The organism is Loktanella sp. F6476L, from assembly GCF_023015725.1.
Classification (GTDB): Bacteria; Pseudomonadota; Alphaproteobacteria; order Rhodobacterales; family Rhodobacteraceae; genus Yoonia.
Map to the genome: position 1 here is coordinate 1 of NZ_JALKAR010000017.1, position 16,535 is coordinate 16,535.

A 16,535-nucleotide genomic window follows, 5' to 3' on the forward strand; every position below is an offset into this window, starting at 1 on the left:
ATATCAATGGCTTCTACAATCCGCGCCGCCGACACTCAGCACTGGGCTGGAAAAGCCCCGTCGCTTTCGAACGGAAAGCGGCATAAACGAGCACTTGGGGCGGCACGAAAGCGCGACAGGTCCATTCCTGACAAAGACGCGGCTATAGCTTGGTCAACTGACCCGGAGCTTGCCGATGTGCATGCGCTTCGCCGTGGTGCCGGTGCGTCTGACATCCTATTGCTGGGTTAAGCGAAGCTATTGCGGAGAAAAAAGCCGCCATTCGCGAACCTTTTGCGAATGGCAACAAAGTCCCGCATTGCAGTGAATACCCGCAAAGTTGGCTGCGACAATTGGCGACCGTTTCAATGGGCGTTTTCGAGCCGCTTGCGACAACCGAAGCTTAGCTGTTTCAGCGAAAGTTTCACGGCGTCCGATAGCCACTATAGACCGAAGTCGACCAATGTTGCGGCATGCATGAATGACGGTCTTTCCTAGTTGTAGGCCGCTACGAAACACAATCGTCAGAAATCCAAACCAAGATCGACGGTCGGTGCCGAATGGGTCAGCGCACCTGATGAGATGTAATCGACACCCGTCGCCGCAATCGACGCAATGCGGTCTTTGGTGACATTGCCACTGGCTTCGGTTTTCATGCGTCCGTCCACGAGGGCCACCGCCTTACGCAACTTGTAGTTGTCCATATTGTCCAGCAGGACAACCGATGCGCCGCCGATATCGAGAACCTCGGTCAGTTGATCCAACCGGTCCACTTCGATCTCTACGGCCATCATATGGCTCGCGTGGGCTTTCGTAGCCTCGAGCACCTGCCGCACGCCTCCTGCTGCTGCAATATGGTTGTCTTTGATCAGGATCGCATCCGACAACGAATAGCGATGGTTAAATCCACCGCCATGCAGAACAGCCAGTTTTTCGACCAAGCGCATGCCCGGAGTAGTCTTACGGGTGCACGTGACACGCGCATCAGTACCCGCCGCCTCAGCGACGAAAGAAGCCGTTTTGGTTGCAATCCCCGTCAAGCGGCCCGCAAAATTCAGGGCGACACGCTCCGCGGACAAGATGGAGGCTGCGCTGCCCTTAATCGTCATAAGAGCCTCACCAGTTTTACAAGCTTGGCCATCCGCAACATGTGTTTTGATCTCGAGCGACGTATCCACGAGATTAAACGCGATCCGTGCCACCTGCATACCGGACACAATGGCATCAGCGCGGGCATTTAGGCGCGCAGTATATGTTGTGTCTGCAGGAATTACGGCGCGGGTTGTGACGTCGCCATAACTGCCCAGATCTTCCATAAGCGCGTTGCGGATCATCGGTTCTAGGATCAAGTCGGGAACGTTAGAAAAGCTCATGATGCTTCCTTGCAAATTTGGGACCGTATCGCCAAGGCGTCGCGGAGCGTAATCCGCGACCGTTTGCCATCGCCAGCGAGCGTATCAGGGAAATCGGAACGGCAATGCGCACCGCGGCTTTCTTCGCGCTTCAACGCGGATACCGCTATAAGCGTGGCGGTCGCGGTCATATTCAGGAAGGACACACTGGTCCGGTTCGCCGCTTCAAGGCCCGCAATCTTGCGCAAGGCCGATTTCAAACTACTGGCATCGCGCACAACGCCAACACAGCCAGTCATCGTATGACGTAGCTCTGCCACGGCGTCCGGATCGGGCGGCGTGCCGCCGTCTTCGAACGAAATACGAATGCGTTCGGCTGTTGTCTCGGGAACGACTGTCGCGATGCCATCGGCACAAATACGTGCAAAAACCAGCGCCTCCAAAAGACCGTTTGAAGCGAGCCGATTAGCACCATGCAATCCGGTCGATGCAGCTTCGCCACATACCCATAGATTGGATAAGGACGCACGTCCGTCGGTGTCCGTTGCAATCCCGCCCATGTGATAATGCGCAGCGGCTGCCACCGGTATCGGCTGGATTGCCGGATCGATTGCATTGCGCGCGCAGGCATCAGCGACCGCAGGGTATTGAGACTTGATCGCCTCGCCGAGGGCATCACGTGTATCAAGCATTGGGCGTAGCCCAGCTTGGCTTTGCGCAAAGATGGCGCGGGCAACGATGTCGCGCGGCGCGAGCTCTGCATCTGGATGCAACGCCTGCATGAAACGTTCACCGTCCTTGTTCGTCAGGATCGCCCCTTCACCGCGAAGGGCTTCGGTGGCTAAGGGCGCGGGGTCCTCACCAACGTCCATTGCCGTCGGATGAAATTGCACGAATTCAGCATCAGAGATGACGGCGCCAGCGCGCGCGGCCAGACCGATGACCTGTCCGCGAATACGTGGCGGATTTGTCGTCACCGCATAAAGCCCGCCTGACCCTCCGCCTGCGAGCAAAACAGCGCTACCCCGCAACATCACAGGAGCAGAGCGCAGTTCATTTGCAGATTGGACCGCAACGCCTGTGACCCGCCCGTCGGACACGTCAAGCTCAACAGCCATAGTGCCTTCTAAGACTTGGATCGATGGCGTCTCTTTAACGCGTTCGATCAGGGCTGCCATGATCTCTGCGCCGGCTTGGTCGCCTTTGACACGCACGACGCGCGCGTAACTATGTGCGGCTTCTCGTGACATCACGTATCCACCATCGGCCTTCCGGTCGAAAGGTGTGCCGAGTGCCGTCAGATGAAGGATATGTTCGCGTGCTTCTTCAGTGACCAGATCCGCTACTGTCGGGTCAACTGTACCATCGCCTGCTTTAATCGTATCCGCAGCATGGCTTTGGGCGCTGTCGGCGGTGTCCATCGCGGCTGCAACGCCGCCTTGCGCCCAAGCCGAACTTGCCCCTTCTCCCAGATTTTCAGGCGAGATCATCACAACAGGACGCGGCGCTAGTCGCAGTGCTGCGTAAATCGCCCCAAGGCCTGCGCCGACGATGACGATCCGATCAGTTTGGATGCTTTTCATCTGGATTAGAGACCCAAGTTACGCGACATGTCGATCATCGCTTGCACCGAAGCGCGGGCTTTCTTGCCAATTTCAGGATCCACGAACACTTCGTTTTCGCCCGTGTGAAGGACCCAAAGGATCTTTTCGAGCGAAATTTTCTTCATGTAAGGGCACATGTTGCAGGGGCCAACGAAGTCCACTTCTGGCAATTGGTCAGCAATATTGGAAGCCATAGAACACTCGGTGATCAACATCGCCTTTTCCGGTTTTTCATCAGTGACATATTTGAGAATGCCACTGGTTGATCCGGAAAAGTCAGCCTCGGCGACAACGTCAGGCGGGCATTCAGGGTGGGCAATAAGGCGCGTGCCCGGGTTCCATTCACGGAATTCTCTCAGGTCTTGTGCGGTATATTGTTCATGCACAATGCAAGAGCCGGGCCAGTAGACGACATTCTTGTGGCTCTGATTAGCTACGTTTTGTGCCAGATACTGATCTGGCGTCATTATGACCGTGTCGCTCTCCATTGCATTCACGATTTGCAACGCATTTGAGGACGTGCAGCAAATGTCAGACGCGGCCTTAACGTCAGCAGTGGTATTCACATAAGTGACAACTGGCGCGCCGGGGTACTTGGCCCGCATTTCTTCGATACCATCTGCTGTAATACTTTCAGCCAAGGAACATCCGGCGTCCATGTCGGGCATCAAGACAGTCTTTTCCGGACATAAGATTTTGGTTGTCTCAGCCATAAAATGCACACCGGCCTGAACGATGACATCCGCGTCAACTTCCTGCGCTTTCATTGCAATTTGCAAGCTGTCCCCCACAAAGTCCGACACGCCATGAAAGATTTCGGGCGTCATGTAGTTGTGGCCCAAGATAACGGCGTTGCGTTCTTTTTTCAGCGCGTTGATTGCCTTGACATAGGGCGCATAGATTGCCCAGTCCGGCGGTGTCACGACCCTCTCCATGCGCGCATACGTATCTGCCAATTCCTGAGCGACCTCAGTTGAGGGGCTCAGGTCATAGTGTTCTGAAAGAACGGTTCGAAGATGTGGCAAGTCAAGCATATCGCGCATTTCCAATTATTTTGAGCCCTAATACATGACAACCGTCGCCAGTCCAACATTGGCGGGTTGAGCCAACACAGCTCGCGAAACCACCTTTTCGAGCGCTTCCCCGCCAACGACCCAAAAATCGACGAAGCGTGACGTCAGCCGCCCCCTGATTTCGCATTTGCAATGAACGGCACACCCGACGATCCGCACCGCGGTCGATGGGGCCAAAGTCCGGCTTGAACCGCGAATCGAGGGCTTTCATCGTGGCTCAGTGTCTCTGCGAAGCCAGACCCAACGGCCGGAGTGGGACCTTTTTGGTCTCTGCCGCAATGCCGCATTGAATTGCAGCGGATGCTGTGAAAATACCTAACGCAGGTCAGTTTTGATTAAGACAAGAACGGCCAAAGGTTTGGATCAGCTTAGGATCATGCAAGTGACAGACAAAGAACCCGCTCCTCAGATTATTCGTCATGTTGTGTTTTTCAGCAGCCGTGATGCAGATGATATTGATCGGATCGTGGATGGGCTGTCCATGCTATCCGCCATTCCGTCCCTCAGGCATTTTGAAGTATCCCGCAATCGGAGCGATGATCGGTTTTCCAACGACGTGGACGTGATTGTCTATGCAGAGTTTGATGATGAAGAATCTCTGAAGGCGTATCGCGCTCACCAAATTTATCAGGATTGCATTGATATCGTACGGCCCTTGCGTGAACTCCGTATCGCGGCGGATTTTTGGTCTCCCGGACAGGCATGACCCGATCTGTTCAGTTTGACAGGGGACCGCTGCAAAGCGGCTCTCTTTTTGATCAAGCAGATCACATCATCGCGGCGTGGCACCCCGAGGAAGTCGATGAAGCGCTGTGCGAGATGGAGGCGGCCCAAGCCAAAGGTAAATGGCTTGCGGGCACCGCATCTTACGAATTGGGCTACGTTCTAAATCCGAAATTGCGCCCTCGATTACCCGGAAACCGTCAGGATCCGCTGCTCTGTTTCGGTGTGTTCGATCAGGTTCACCCCGCCACTGATGGGAAAACAGCGGGCATGGCCAACCTTGGGCGTTTCGAACCCGAATGGGATTTCCAGACCTACAGGGAAGCCTTTGATGTCATTCATGAATACATTCGCAACGGCGATATTTATCAGGCTAATTTAACCTTCCCTATGGTCGCGCACTACGAAGGCTGTCCGCGCAGTCTTTACGAAGCGCTCAAGCGTAAGCAGCCTGTTCCGTTCGGTGCATTTGTGGATCTTTCTGAGACAAAATTATTGTGTCGATCACCCGAACTTTTCTTTTCCCTGTCATCCAATGGGCAACTGCGCGCGCGGCCCATGAAAGGGACAATCAAACGTGGTCTGAATGCGGACGAAGATGCAATTCTAAAGGCCCAGCTTGCGAATTCCGAAAAAGACCAAGCGGAAAACCTGATGATAACCGACCTTCTGAGGAATGATTTTTCGCGGATTTCACAGATTGGTAGCGTACGCGTTCCTGCGCTTTTTCACGTTGAAAGCTACGCGACCGTTCACCAGATGATATCCGAAGTGACCGCAGAAATCCGGCCGGATTGTAAGCTTTCTGATATTCTTACAGCGATCTTTCCATGTGGCTCGATCACCGGGGCACCAAAACTGCGGGCGATGGAAATTCTGTCAGACATCGAAAGCGATGCCCGCGATACATATTGCGGCGCTGTTGGGTGGATCGCACCGGATGGTGCGATGGAATTTAACGTCGCAATTCGAACACTGATTTGCCGGCCCTCCGGCAAGGTAACGCTGAACGTCGGCGGCGGTGTCGTTTATGATAGCACCGCCGAAAGCGAGTATAGCGAAGCCTTACTGAAGGCGCAGTTCGCACAGCTCTAGGAAGGAGCAATGAAAGAGGGCAAGCCGATTTTGGCGACCAAGTGCTGCATTTCGGTCGATCCGAGGTCCTCTCCGGAAGATCAATCTGCAGCTTCTAAAAACCAGTATACTGACTTATTTCGGTTGCTGAGTAGACATCGGAAAATTAAGATGGTTGTCGGTATAGGTCTCCCTTTAGATCAGGGCCACGTTCGGGTTTTTTCCCGCCGAGTTGGCTTCGCAGACGCCGCGATAAATGGAATAGTTCCTTGGCATCTTCAGAGCCGAGCGCTTCGAGGATCACGGCATCAACGGCCTCCCATGCGACAATAATCGCGTCCATATTTGCACGCCCCGCATCAGTCCTTTCCAGCAGACTTTTGCGCCGGTTTTTTGGGGCGGGCGTTTGATTGATAAAACCGGCAGCACTTTCAGCGTCTATCTTGAGTGTGTCTAACGCGCCGGTTCTTGCCCATGACATCACCGACGCGCTTTTTTTCTGATCGTGCAGTCTCATGTTCCGAGTACCCGTCAAATAATAAGGCAACTGCCACAAATGCGGGAAATGGCATTATCCATAAGGCGACGGCAACCCGATGGCGATGTTTGAGCAAACAGATGCTTCATCTGCTTCGCCTGTGATTGGTTTTGCAGCAGATGTTTTTCCGATTTTTGGCGGCTTCATCGATGACTAGGAATATGTCGCCGAATCCGGTGATCGTGATGCCTGCAACGGGATGGAGCAATGCGGGGTCTATGGGTATGTCGTGACCGACACCTATTCCACGTCATGGCATGCTTTACTGGAAAGCCTGGCCCGCCTTTCAACAAATGCAGGCGCTGATTGTCGAATTAGGTGCTGCTAGAATTTCGCTGCGACCGAAACATCTTTTAATTTGAGCTGTTGTCCCGCACGATCCGTGCATATTGACGCGTCGAGATGTGCGGGCGCTCGTGGAAACGTCCTGGCCAGAGAAATTTGGAGCCGACCATCGGGGATATTCCATCCACCTCGCGACCGATGCCCGCGCCTTGAACTGGTCAGGTAAGTTCCTGTTTAGGGGCCCAGATGCGTCGCTTACGGGCGGTCATCACGCCCGCGCCAAACAGGCTGCGCTACACGCTATGTGTGTTGCGCGGCCTTTTTTGTTGGCAAAATCATAGACCCCAGGCGATCAACGACATGATCAACACATGGGTTCGCAAGACAAAAAATCTGTTTGAAGGATGGTGCTGTGAGGGAGGATTGAACTCCCGACCTCACCCTTACCAAGGGTGTGCTCTACCACTGAGCTACCACAGCATCCGTGAGGCTGGGAATTAGACGTATTCGCATTGCGGTGCAAGCCCTCACTAGACGCTTTTTGCACAGCTTGATAACACGTCGTATATGACGCAAGACACAAGCAAAAAAAACAAGGCTCCGCAAACTCGGGAAGACCGGCTAAAGGCGGCGCTGAAGGCGAATATGGGCAAACGCAAAGCGCAGGCAAAAGCACGCGCGGCGTCGGACAAGACTGAAAAGAAAGAGTAGGCGGGTAGATGGATTCAATTGTTGTAAAAGGCGGGCGCGAACTCAGCGGTCAAATTCAGATCGCGGGCGCGAAAAACGCCGCACTGACGTTGATGCCAGCCACGTTGCTGTCCGAAGAACCGCTGACGCTGACCAATGCGCCACGTCTGTCAGACATCAAAACCATGACGCAGCTGCTGCAATCGCTGGGTGCCGAAGTCACCGCATTGCAGGACGGCAAAGTGCAGGTCATGTCGACACACGGCGCGATCAACACGACCGCGGATTACGACATCGTGCGTAAAATGCGGGCGTCCAACCTCGTTCTGGGGCCTTTGTTGGCCCGTGAAGGCCATGCGATCGTGTCGCTGCCCGGTGGCTGTGCGATTGGTGCACGCCCGATGGACATCCACACCGACGGTCTGACCAAGATGGGCGCAGAGATTGACCTGCGCGACGGCTATCTACACGCAAAAGCCGTGGGTGGCCGTCTGCAAGGTGCGGTCATTGATTTCCCGTTTGCATCCGTTGGTGCGACTGAAAACATCATGATGGCGGCGACCCTTGCGAAAGGGACCACGGTCATCAACAACGCGGCGCGCGAACCGGAAATCGTTGATCTGGCGGATTGTCTGCGCCGGATGGGTGCACAGATCGACGGTGACGGCACATCCACAATCACAATCCAAGGGGTCGACCGTCTCGGGGCGGCAACGCACCCCGTCGTCACTGACCGGATCGAACTCGGTACCTATATGCTGGCTCCTGTGTTCACAGGCGGCGAGGTCGAATGCCTTGGCGGCAAGATGTCCTTGGTCGCAGCCTTCGCTGAAAAACTGGATGCAGCAGGCATTGATGTGTCCGAGACGGCCAACGGCCTGAAAGTGCGTCGTCGCGGGGATCGCCCGAAAGCGGTTGATGTGACGACCGAACCGTTCCCGGGTTTCCCGACCGACCTGCAGGCGCAGATGATGGCGATGCTGTGTATCGCGGACGGAACATCCGTGCTGGAAGAAAAGATCTTTGAGAACCGCTTCATGCATGCGCCCGAATTGATCCGCATGGGCGCAGACATTGACGTGCAAGGCGGCACTGCGACTGTGAAAGGCGTGGCTAAAATGAAAGGTGCGCCTGTGATGGCAACCGATCTGCGGGCCTCTGTTTCCTTGATCTTGGCGGGTCTGGCGGCGGAAGGTGAGACCGTTGTGAACCGCGTCTACCACCTTGATCGCGGCTACGAACATGTCGAAGAAAAGCTGGGCGGCGTTGGCGCACAAATTGAACGGGTACAAGGCATATGACCGAAGACGCGCGTTTTGAAGATGGCGGCGAAGCACCCCTACGGCTGAAGGCGCTTGATGCCGAAGACTTAGCGGTACTTGCCGCTTTGGTGCAAGACGCCGTATTTCCGGCCGCAGAAATGAAATGGGACCGCAAGGCACGCCGCTTTGCGATCCTGTTGAACCGTTTCCGGTGGGAAGATGCAGACAAAGCTGCCCTGCGCAAACGCGACTATGAACGTGTGCAGTCCGTTTTGGTGATCGAAGACGTGCAGGCGGTCAAATCGCAAGGTGTCGATCCGCGCGATGCGGACATGGTCTATTCACTGCTTTCGATGGCGTTTACGGCGGGCGAAGATGGCACGGGTCGCATCGAACTAACGCTTGCAGGCGACGGTGCGGTTGCGATTGACGTCGAAGCGCTCGAAGTTGTTTTGCGTGACGTGACGCGGCCATATGTTGCGCCCTCAAAAAAGGCACCTGATCACAACCTGTGATCGGGTCACGAATTTTCTAGAAAATTCGGATGCCTCCGGCGGAGGTATTTAAGACCAAAAGAAGCAACCCTGTCGCATTGATGGTACCGCGTGAGCGCTGTAAGACAGGCGCAAGGAGTACCCGATGCCACAGTTTCTTTCCAGTTCAGATGCCGATTTCGAAGCCCAGTTTGTTGCCCTTTTAGGGGCAAAACGCGAGGATTCGCCTGATGTGGATCATATCGTGGCGGATATCATTGCAGACGTGCGGGCGCGTGGTGATGCGGCTGTTCTGGAACTGACTGCGAAATTTGACCGTTTTGACGTTACGGCAGACACATTGCGGTTTTCCGAGGCTGAAATCGCTGCGGAATGCGCGAAGGTATCTAATGAAGACCGCGCCGCACTCGAATTAGCCGCAGACCGCATTCGCGCCTATCACGCGCGCCAGTTGCCCGATGATCAGATGTGGACGGATGACGCGGGTGCGACGCTTGGCTGGCGCTGGACACCTGTGTCTGCTGCGGGACTTTATGTGCCGGGTGGTTTGGCGACCTATCCGTCCTCCGTTTTGATGAACGCGATCCCCGCAAAGGTTGCAGGCGTGCAGCGTCTGGCGATCACAGTGCCGACGCCAGATGGTTTGGTAAACCCGCTTGTACTGCTGGCCGCCCAAATCGCAGGTGTCGACGAAATTTACCGTGTCGGTGGTGCGCAAGCGATTGCGGCCTTGGCTTATGGCACGCAAGGCATTGATCCCGTTGATAAAATCACTGGTCCGGGCAACGCATTTGTCGCGGCGGCCAAGCGCCGTGTTTTTGGCAAGGTCGGCATTGATATGATCGCGGGCCCGTCTGAAATCCTTGTCATCGCGGATAAAGACAATGACCCCGATTGGATCGCGCTCGACCTTTTGTCCCAAGCAGAACACGACGAAAGCGCGCAATCGCTGCTGATAACTGATGACGCTGCTTTTGGTCAGGCCGTTGCGGATGCTGTGGAAAAACGCCTTGAAACACTGGAACGTCGCGATATTGCGCGCGTCAGCTGGCGCGATTTTGGTGCTGTGATCACAGTCTCCGACTTGGACGAGGCGGTGACGCTATCCGACCGGATCGCACCAGAACACCTCGAACTCTGCGTTGCAGACGCTGACGCGCTGGCCGCGAAAATCACCCACGCGGGCGCTATTTTCATCGGTGCGTGGACGCCAGAAGCCATTGGCGATTACATCGGTGGACCAAACCACGTGTTGCCAACGGCGCGATCTGCACGGTTCTCCAGCGGGTTGTCGGTCATGGATTTTTTGAAGCGCACAACGCTTGCACGCATGTCGCCCGAAGCTTTGGCCGCTATCGGCCCGTCGGCGGAACGGCTGGCGCAATCCGAAAGTTTGGAAGCGCACGGATTGTCAGTGCGCGCGCGTTTGGACCGCCTGAATGGGGACCCATCATGAACCGCATTTCACATATTGATCTAGACGACAGCGCGCTGCCGCCACCAACGCCAGAGATTGAACAAGAACGCAAAGTCGCGCTTTTTGATCTGTTGGAAGACAACAGCTTTATTCCTGCATCGCGAGATGATCGCGCCGTGCCTGAAGGGCCCTACCGGCTTGGTCTGTCGATCCGTGACCGTCGGTTGGTTTTCGCAATCTCCACCGAAACTCAAGACGAAGCAGGCGAATTTCACCTGTCACTCGGGCCATTCCGGCAGGTTGTGAAGGATTACTTCCAAATCTGCGAAAGCTATTTCGAAGCCGTGAAAACCCTACCGCCAAGCCAGATCGAAACCATCGACATGGCGCGGCGCGGTATCCACAACGAAGGGGCGCGGGTGCTGCAAGAACGGCTCGAAGGCAAAGCCGAGGTCGACATCGACACCGCCCGCCGCCTGTTCACCTTGATCTGCGTTTTGCATTTTGGTGGTTAAGATGACGGACGGGGCCAAGACATACGAAGATCTCCCCCAGTCGGTCCTCTTTTGCTGCGATCATAATGCAGTCCGGTCACCCATGGCCGAAGGGATCATGAAAAAACTATACGGAACAGAATGTTACATTCAGTCCGTTGGCGTGAAGAATGATCTTGAGATCGACGGTTTCGCGATTGCTGTGTGTCAGGAATTGGGGGTGGAACTGTCGCGCCACCGGTCCCGTAGCTTTGACGAAATGGAACAATGGGGTGATGATCTGTCGTCGTTTGATCTTGTCTTGGCGCTGTCACCCGCAAGCCAACGTCGGGCGCTTGATCTCACGCAATTCTACCACCTCGAAGTCGAATACTGGCCAATCATTGACCCAACAGGATTAGGCGACAGCCGCGATGCCCAACTCGTTAACTACCGTCAGGCCCGCGACCAAATCGTTGAAAAACTGACAGCACGTTGGGGGGCTGGCGTCGAAACCTGAAAACCGGCTTGGGATTCGCGCACCGTCGCTAAACCCGCGAATATCGACGAAACCACAATGATCGCCGTATTCGGCAAAAAATCAGCCCACAATTTCGCGGAACACGCGGTAAAATGCAGTGTGATCAAATGTAAACACGCCTTTACACTTGATATTTCTCGGAAGGGGGCGCATGTACCCCACCACGGGACATAACCCCGTATAAACTACTCAGGAGAGACCATGGCCAAGGAAGAACTGCTCGAATTTCCCGGCGTCGTGAAGGAACTCTTGCCAAACGCGACATTTCGGGTCGAGCTGGAAAACGGCCATGAGATCATCGCACATACGGCAGGTAAGATGCGCAAAAACCGCATCCGTGTTCTGGCTGGCGACAAAGTACAGGTCGAAATGACCCCGTACGATCTGACTAAGGGTCGGATCAACTACCGCTTTAAATGACCGTGATGCCGGTGAATGCCGGCCTACGGCTGATTTTAGGCTCTGGTTCGCCCCGGCGACTGGAGCTTTTGGCGCAGCTTGGTCTGACGCCATCCGACGTACGCCCCCCCGATATTGACGAAGATCCGCACCGCGCAGAACTGCCGCGTGATTACGTGAACCGCATCGCCCGTGAAAAGGCGGAAGCGGTTGTCATCGCGGATGATGAAGTCGTGCTGTGTGCCGACACAACCGTCGCACTTGGCCGCCGCATCATGGGCAAACCCGCCGATGCCGCAGAGGCGGCGACGTTCCTGCACGCGATGTCAGGCCGTCGTCATAAGGTGATCACGTCTGTTGCGGTGAAACGCGGCGACCATGTCTGGTGCAAAGATGTGCAAACGACCGTATCGATGAAACGGCTCTCGAACGCGGAAGTAAACTGGTATCTCGGCACCGGCGATTGGCAGGGCAAGGCAGGCGGCTACGGCATCCAAGGTCCTGCATCCGCCTTTATCCCGTGGATCAACGGATCATTTCACGCGGTCATGGGGCTGCCTTTGCCAGAAACCGCTGGCCTGCTGACAGCCGCAGGATTTCCCCTATTTGGAGACGCATCATGAACGGGCGTACAATTGTTCTGGATCACATCGGTGACCGCGAAGCCGCAGCTTACATGATCGACGGTAAACTCGACGATTTACTGATCGACGATCTGGATGCGCCGCGCCCCGGTGCGATTTTCCGTGCGATTTGTGATCGTCCGCTCAAGGGGCAGGGTGGTATGATGCTGCGCCTGCCCGACGGTGAGAAAGCGTTCTTGCGCTATTCCAAAGGGTTGCGCCCTGGCCAGCCAATGCTCGTACAGGTCACTGGCTACGCTGAAGGCGGCAAAGCCGTTCCCGTGACCGATCGCGTCCTGTTCAAAAGCCGCTACGTCATCGTGACACCCGGCAAACCGGGCATCAACGTGTCCCGCCAGATCGAAGAAGAACAACGCGACCGTCTGCTCGAACTGGCACACGGGGCTCATGATACCGAACACGGGTTGATCATCCGGTCCTGCTGTGCGGCGGCGGATGTGGCTGAAATCCTTGAAGATATTGACGCCATGAATACGCTCGCCGACGCCATCATGGCCGAAGGCGAAGGAACCGAACCAGAGGCATTGACCGAAGGCGACGGCCCTCACACTGTCGCATGGCGCGAATGGACGGGCCGCGCGGATGTCGTGACGGAGGCGGGCAGTTTTGAACACCTCGGCGTGCTCGATCAGATCGAAGGTCTGTCCGACCCGATGGTTACAATCGGCGAAGGCACGATGTTTGTCGAACCCACTCGGGCGCTTGTCGCGGTTGACGTCAACACAGGCGGGGACACATCCCACGCCGCAGCATTGAAGGCAAACCTGGCGGCCTGTCGGGCATTGCCACGGGCGCTGCGCTTGCGCGGGCTAGGCGGCCAAATCACCGTCGATTTCGCCCCAATGTCCAAAGCGCACCGCAAACAAGTCGAACAATCGCTTCGTGCAGCGCTCAAGGCGGACCCGATCGAAACCTCCATGGTCGGCTGGACGCAAATGGGCCTGTTCGAATTGCAGCGCAAACGCGAACGCCTGACGCTAACACGGACCCTACCGGAGGGCGTTTAAGGTGGCTTGCCCAATCTGTGATCGCGAAACCGACGTAAAGTTTCGGCCCTTCTGTTCGAAACGCTGTGCCGACATTGATTTGGCAAAGTGGCTGTCAGGCAGCTACGCGATCCCGTCGCAGGACGAAGATGACGCAGAAAACTTGGCAGAAGCCCTTGATGATGCGGCAAAAAACGGCCCCGAACGACTGCATTAGAAAACTTTGCAAAATGGCACTGGACACCCCTGTGTGTTCCGCCTAAAACGCGCCTACCCGATGACGATGTCATCCCGGTGCCCGGGTAGCTCAGGGGTAGAGCAGTGGATTGAAAATCCTCGTGTCGGTGGTTCGATTCCGCCCCTGGGCACCATTTAAACTTCCAATGACATCCAAAGTAGTCCGATTTCTGATTAAGTCTTTGGTTTTACACAATCTCGAGTCCAGCGGTGTCCAGCTAAAAACGTTGGCAGCTTTCCTTTTTGGGGGTATTTTTGGGGGTATCCAAATTTGAGGGAGTGATGATGCCGTTAAGTGATACCGCCGTCAAAAATGCCAAGCCTCAGGGCAAGCCATATAAGATAGCCGATGCCGGAGGATTGCACCTGTATGTCACGACTATTGGGTCCCGCTTATGGAGGATGAAATACCGGTATGACGGTAAGGAAAAACTACTGTCGTTTGGGCCGTATCCTGTCACCTCTTTGAAGAAAGCACGGATGCTGCGTGATGAAGCCAAAGGGTGCTTGTTTGACGGGGTGGATCCTGCGACCCGTCGCAAACAAATGGCGCTTCGGGCATCGGATGCAAGGAGCAACTCGTTTTCTGTCATCGCTGCTGAGTATATCGCGAAACTTGAGAAAGAGGGACTCGCCGCGGCGACGTTGAAGAAGAACAGATGGTTGCTCGCATTCCCGCAAAAACGTCTTGGTGAGCTGCCAATTTCCCAGATAGAACCGATGCAGGTACTGTCCGTCCTGCGAGAAATCGAAGCAGAAGGAAAGTATGAGACTGCTCGGCGGCTCCGGTCCACGGTGAGTGCTGTTTTTAAATTCGCAATCGCAACAGGTCGCGCGCAAGTCGATCCAACCTACGCGCTGCAAGGTGCATTAATCACGCCTCAGGCTAAATCGCGGGCCGCTCTTGTGAAACGTAGTGAGTTGGGTGAACTGCTGCGCCGGATCGGTTCTGCCAACTGTCACCCCCGCATAGCAATTGCTTTGCAGCTCCTCGCACTTCTTGCTCCCCGCCCTGGAGAACTCCGTTTGGCAAAGTGGGATGAGTTCGATTTTAGAGAGAAAGTCTGGCGAATCCCATCGGAGCGGACAAAAATGCGTCGGGAACATCGTGTCCCGCTACCAGATCAGTCATTGGACCTTTTGCACCAGTTGGCACTACAGCGCGGCAAGTCTGAATATCTGTTTCAATCAATCAGGACATTCAAAAAGCCGATTTCCGAAAATACGCTAAATCAAGTGCTGCGCCGGATGGGTTACTCAAAGGAGCAGGTAACAGCGCATGGGTTTCGCGCCAGTTTCAGTACGATAGCCAATGAAAGTGGCTTATGGAATCCTGACGCGATTGAAAGAGCGCTTGCCCATGTTGAAGCTAACGATGTCAGGCGTGCGTATCTGCGGGGGGAGCATTGGGAAGAGCGAATGAAAATGGCTGAATGGTGGGCAGCGGAGCTCGATAGATATAGGGAAAGCTGTTGATGGGCCATTTCCAATGATTAACCCTTTGGTGCTTTCGTTAGAAAATATTGGTCGAAATCCCATATTGAGCTTGGAGAATTGGAACAATATAGAGCGGATCCTTTCGAAAAAAGATTCACGCTTAATTACTCCAGTTCATATTGAAGCCGACCAGATCGTGCGTGTGCTAAACGACATCTTGAACGAATATCTTATGGGGTGCTTTGAACCAGTGCTTAGCCGTGCTGAAAGACATCAGCTCTTGAAGATGGCCGACTTGCTCAAGAACTACTCGGACCTGGCTAGGAAGTTCAAGCACACCAGTTTCATGCCGCCTAACCTGCCAAAGCAGTGGTACGATGATGCAATGTCAACATTCCGTCAAATCGAAGAACAAATCGAAAGTCGGGCGAAGGGTGGGCGTCCAGAAAATATTGATGACGTGCATTTTGTGGCATGTTGTGCTGCGTTGTTTTCAATCATTTTTGAGCGCCAGCCCACGGAAACGCCTGAGGGCGTTAAACCGGGTACAGGCACTTTTGCATGTTTTCTGGAAGCAATTGAGATAACATGCCATTCTCTAATTGTCGATCCAGAAACGGCAAATTTTGCATTGCCTGAGGAAGCAAAAACAGGCCTGTTCTTAAAGCAAAATTCACCTGATAAAACTAGAAAACGTATCGGTCGAGCTCTCGAATATGTGGCCCCTAACGACGGTGTCTTGAAGTCGCAGAATGTCGACACGAAGTATTGGATGGCTCAAAGATCTTTCCTCAAACAAATGTATTTTAGCCCTCTTTCAGACGTCTGAATTTAGCCTGCCCATCGAAACGGTGGCCAAAACTGGTTCGATCTGGAACAAGTTATGTCCTTTGAAGCCTCGTCCGTGATTGTCCACCTATGTCTCAAGGCGGCCAACGAGCCAAGTAAAATGGAGACAGACAATGACGACTAAGCTATTTTGGGAAGATCTTCCGGCGCTGGGGAAGTTATTGCGACCTCAAGATGTCGTTGAACGTACCGGTCTATCTCGCTCCCAGATCTATCAGATGATCGCCGAGAAACGATTCCCACCCTTTGTCAAACTATCGACCAGAGCATCGGCACTTCCTGAGTCTTGGCTTGATAAATTTGTTGAGCTGCAAGTCGAAGAGACTCTTCGCTCACCTTAAGGTGTTGAAAATGTCTTTAGCCGTCCTTGGTGCCAATCTGCCATCAAAGAAGGCGGTTGCGGATTTTAAGCACTCGCGCATGTCACAAACTCTTAGAAGTCCGAACTTAACTTTGGAACTTCGTCCGCGCGTCTTCA

General features: G+C 54.6%; 18 protein-coding genes, 2 tRNA genes and 2 pseudogenes. 16 read left to right on the top strand and 6 right to left on the bottom strand.

Annotated elements, in window-relative coordinates; translation table 11 throughout:
* A pseudogene (locus tag MWU61_RS18395) lies at nt 1–231 on the top strand (hypothetical protein); the annotation flags it as partial.
* A gap of 272 nt (nt 232–503) precedes the next feature.
* Here MWU61_RS18395 and nadC read toward each other — a convergent pair.
* Genes nadC through nadA form a run of 3 tightly spaced genes read right to left on the bottom strand, consistent with a single transcriptional unit; the run spans nt 504 to nt 3,969 of the window.
* The gene (nadC, locus tag MWU61_RS18400; protein WP_247129933.1) at nt 504–1,352 is read right to left on the bottom strand and encodes a carboxylating nicotinate-nucleotide diphosphorylase; all 849 of its coding nucleotides are present in this window, start codon (nt 1,350–1,352) and stop codon (nt 504–506) included.
* Nucleotides 1,349–2,914 carry an L-aspartate oxidase gene (locus MWU61_RS18405; protein WP_247129934.1) on the bottom strand — a complete coding sequence of 522 codons (1,566 nt, stop codon included), beginning with the start codon at nt 2,912–2,914 and terminating at the stop codon, nt 1,349–1,351. The genes nadC and MWU61_RS18405 overlap by 4 nt, the downstream gene beginning before the upstream one ends.
* A gap of 5 nt (nt 2,915–2,919) precedes the next feature.
* The gene (nadA, locus tag MWU61_RS18410) at nt 2,920–3,969 is read right to left on the bottom strand and encodes a quinolinate synthase NadA (RefSeq protein WP_247129958.1); all 1,050 of its coding nucleotides are present in this window, start codon (nt 3,967–3,969) and stop codon (nt 2,920–2,922) included.
* A gap of 448 nt (nt 3,970–4,417) precedes the next feature.
* Between nadA and MWU61_RS18415 the strand changes: the two genes are divergently transcribed.
* Both MWU61_RS18415 and MWU61_RS18420 read left to right on the top strand, forming a co-directional pair.
* A complete protein-coding gene (locus tag MWU61_RS18415) occupies nt 4,418–4,714 on the top strand; it encodes a Dabb family protein (protein WP_247129959.1) in 297 nt (98 codons plus the stop codon).
* Entirely contained in the window at nt 4,711–5,826 is a 1,116-nt protein-coding gene (locus MWU61_RS18420; protein WP_247129935.1) for an aminodeoxychorismate synthase component I, read from the top strand. The genes MWU61_RS18415 and MWU61_RS18420 overlap by 4 nt, the downstream gene beginning before the upstream one ends.
* Nucleotides 5,827–5,971: 145 nt before the next feature.
* Here MWU61_RS18420 and MWU61_RS18425 read toward each other — a convergent pair whose 3' ends face one another.
* The 3 genes and pseudogenes from MWU61_RS18425 to MWU61_RS18430 all read right to left on the bottom strand — a co-directional run bounded on the left by MWU61_RS18425 (nt 5,972) and on the right by MWU61_RS18430 (nt 7,108).
* Nucleotides 5,972–6,322, bottom strand: a complete 351-nt coding sequence (locus MWU61_RS18425; protein ID WP_247129936.1) for a MarR family winged helix-turn-helix transcriptional regulator — start codon at nt 6,320–6,322, stop codon at nt 5,972–5,974.
* 389 nt (nt 6,323–6,711) lie between these two features.
* Nucleotides 6,712–6,833, bottom strand: a pseudogene (locus MWU61_RS19905) (integrase); the annotation flags it as partial.
* Nucleotides 6,834–7,033: 200 nt separating this feature from the next.
* Nucleotides 7,034–7,108 (bottom strand) — tRNA-Thr (locus MWU61_RS18430).
* A 239-nt stretch (nt 7,109–7,347) separates the two neighbouring features.
* Between MWU61_RS18430 and murA the strand changes: the two genes are divergently transcribed.
* The 13 genes from murA (at nt 7,348) to MWU61_RS18495 (ending at nt 16,398) form a co-directional block, all read left to right on the top strand.
* A complete protein-coding gene (murA, locus tag MWU61_RS18435) occupies nt 7,348–8,619 on the top strand; it encodes a UDP-N-acetylglucosamine 1-carboxyvinyltransferase (RefSeq protein WP_247129937.1) in 1,272 nt (423 codons plus the stop codon).
* Complete coding sequence (locus MWU61_RS18440; protein WP_247129938.1) at nt 8,616–9,095, top strand: DUF2948 family protein; 480 nt, start codon at nt 8,616–8,618, stop codon at nt 9,093–9,095. The genes murA and MWU61_RS18440 overlap by 4 nt, the downstream gene beginning before the upstream one ends.
* Nucleotides 9,096–9,219: 124 nt before the next feature.
* Nucleotides 9,220–10,530 carry a histidinol dehydrogenase gene (gene hisD, locus MWU61_RS18445; protein WP_247129939.1) on the top strand — a complete coding sequence of 437 codons (1,311 nt, stop codon included), beginning with the start codon at nt 9,220–9,222 and terminating at the stop codon, nt 10,528–10,530.
* Nucleotides 10,527–11,006, top strand: coding sequence for a UPF0262 family protein (locus MWU61_RS18450; protein ID WP_247129940.1), 480 nt, complete (start codon nt 10,527–10,529; stop codon nt 11,004–11,006). The genes hisD and MWU61_RS18450 overlap by 4 nt, the downstream gene beginning before the upstream one ends.
* Nucleotide 11,007: 1 nt before the next feature.
* Nucleotides 11,008–11,484 (top strand): low molecular weight phosphatase family protein, encoded by a 477-nt coding sequence (locus tag MWU61_RS18455; protein ID WP_247129941.1) that lies wholly within the window; start codon nt 11,008–11,010, stop codon nt 11,482–11,484.
* 222 nt (nt 11,485–11,706) lie between these two features.
* Nucleotides 11,707–11,925 carry a translation initiation factor IF-1 gene (gene infA / locus MWU61_RS18460; protein WP_007205486.1) on the top strand — a complete coding sequence of 73 codons (219 nt, stop codon included), beginning with the start codon at nt 11,707–11,709 and terminating at the stop codon, nt 11,923–11,925.
* The gene (locus tag MWU61_RS18465; RefSeq protein ID WP_247129942.1) at nt 11,922–12,527 is read left to right on the top strand and encodes a nucleoside triphosphate pyrophosphatase; all 606 of its coding nucleotides are present in this window, start codon (nt 11,922–11,924) and stop codon (nt 12,525–12,527) included. The genes infA and MWU61_RS18465 overlap by 4 nt, the downstream gene beginning before the upstream one ends.
* Complete coding sequence (locus MWU61_RS18470) at nt 12,524–13,555, top strand: ribonuclease E/G (protein ID WP_247129943.1); 1,032 nt, start codon at nt 12,524–12,526, stop codon at nt 13,553–13,555. The genes MWU61_RS18465 and MWU61_RS18470 overlap by 4 nt, the downstream gene beginning before the upstream one ends.
* Nucleotide 13,556: 1 nt before the next feature.
* Nucleotides 13,557–13,751 (top strand): DNA gyrase inhibitor YacG, encoded by a 195-nt coding sequence (yacG, locus tag MWU61_RS18475; RefSeq protein ID WP_247129944.1) that lies wholly within the window; start codon nt 13,557–13,559, stop codon nt 13,749–13,751.
* A gap of 79 nt (nt 13,752–13,830) precedes the next feature.
* A tRNA-Phe gene (locus MWU61_RS18480) sits at nt 13,831–13,905 on the top strand.
* A 151-nt stretch (nt 13,906–14,056) separates the two neighbouring features.
* A complete protein-coding gene (locus MWU61_RS18485) occupies nt 14,057–15,247 on the top strand; it encodes an integrase arm-type DNA-binding domain-containing protein (RefSeq protein ID WP_247129945.1) in 1,191 nt (396 codons plus the stop codon).
* A gap of 13 nt (nt 15,248–15,260) precedes the next feature.
* Nucleotides 15,261–16,037, top strand: coding sequence for a hypothetical protein (locus MWU61_RS18490; RefSeq protein WP_247129946.1), 777 nt, complete (start codon nt 15,261–15,263; stop codon nt 16,035–16,037).
* 133 nt (nt 16,038–16,170) lie between these two features.
* Entirely contained in the window at nt 16,171–16,398 is a 228-nt protein-coding gene (locus MWU61_RS18495) for an AlpA family phage regulatory protein (RefSeq protein ID WP_247129947.1), read from the top strand.
* Nucleotides 16,399–16,535 lie beyond the last annotated feature (137 nt).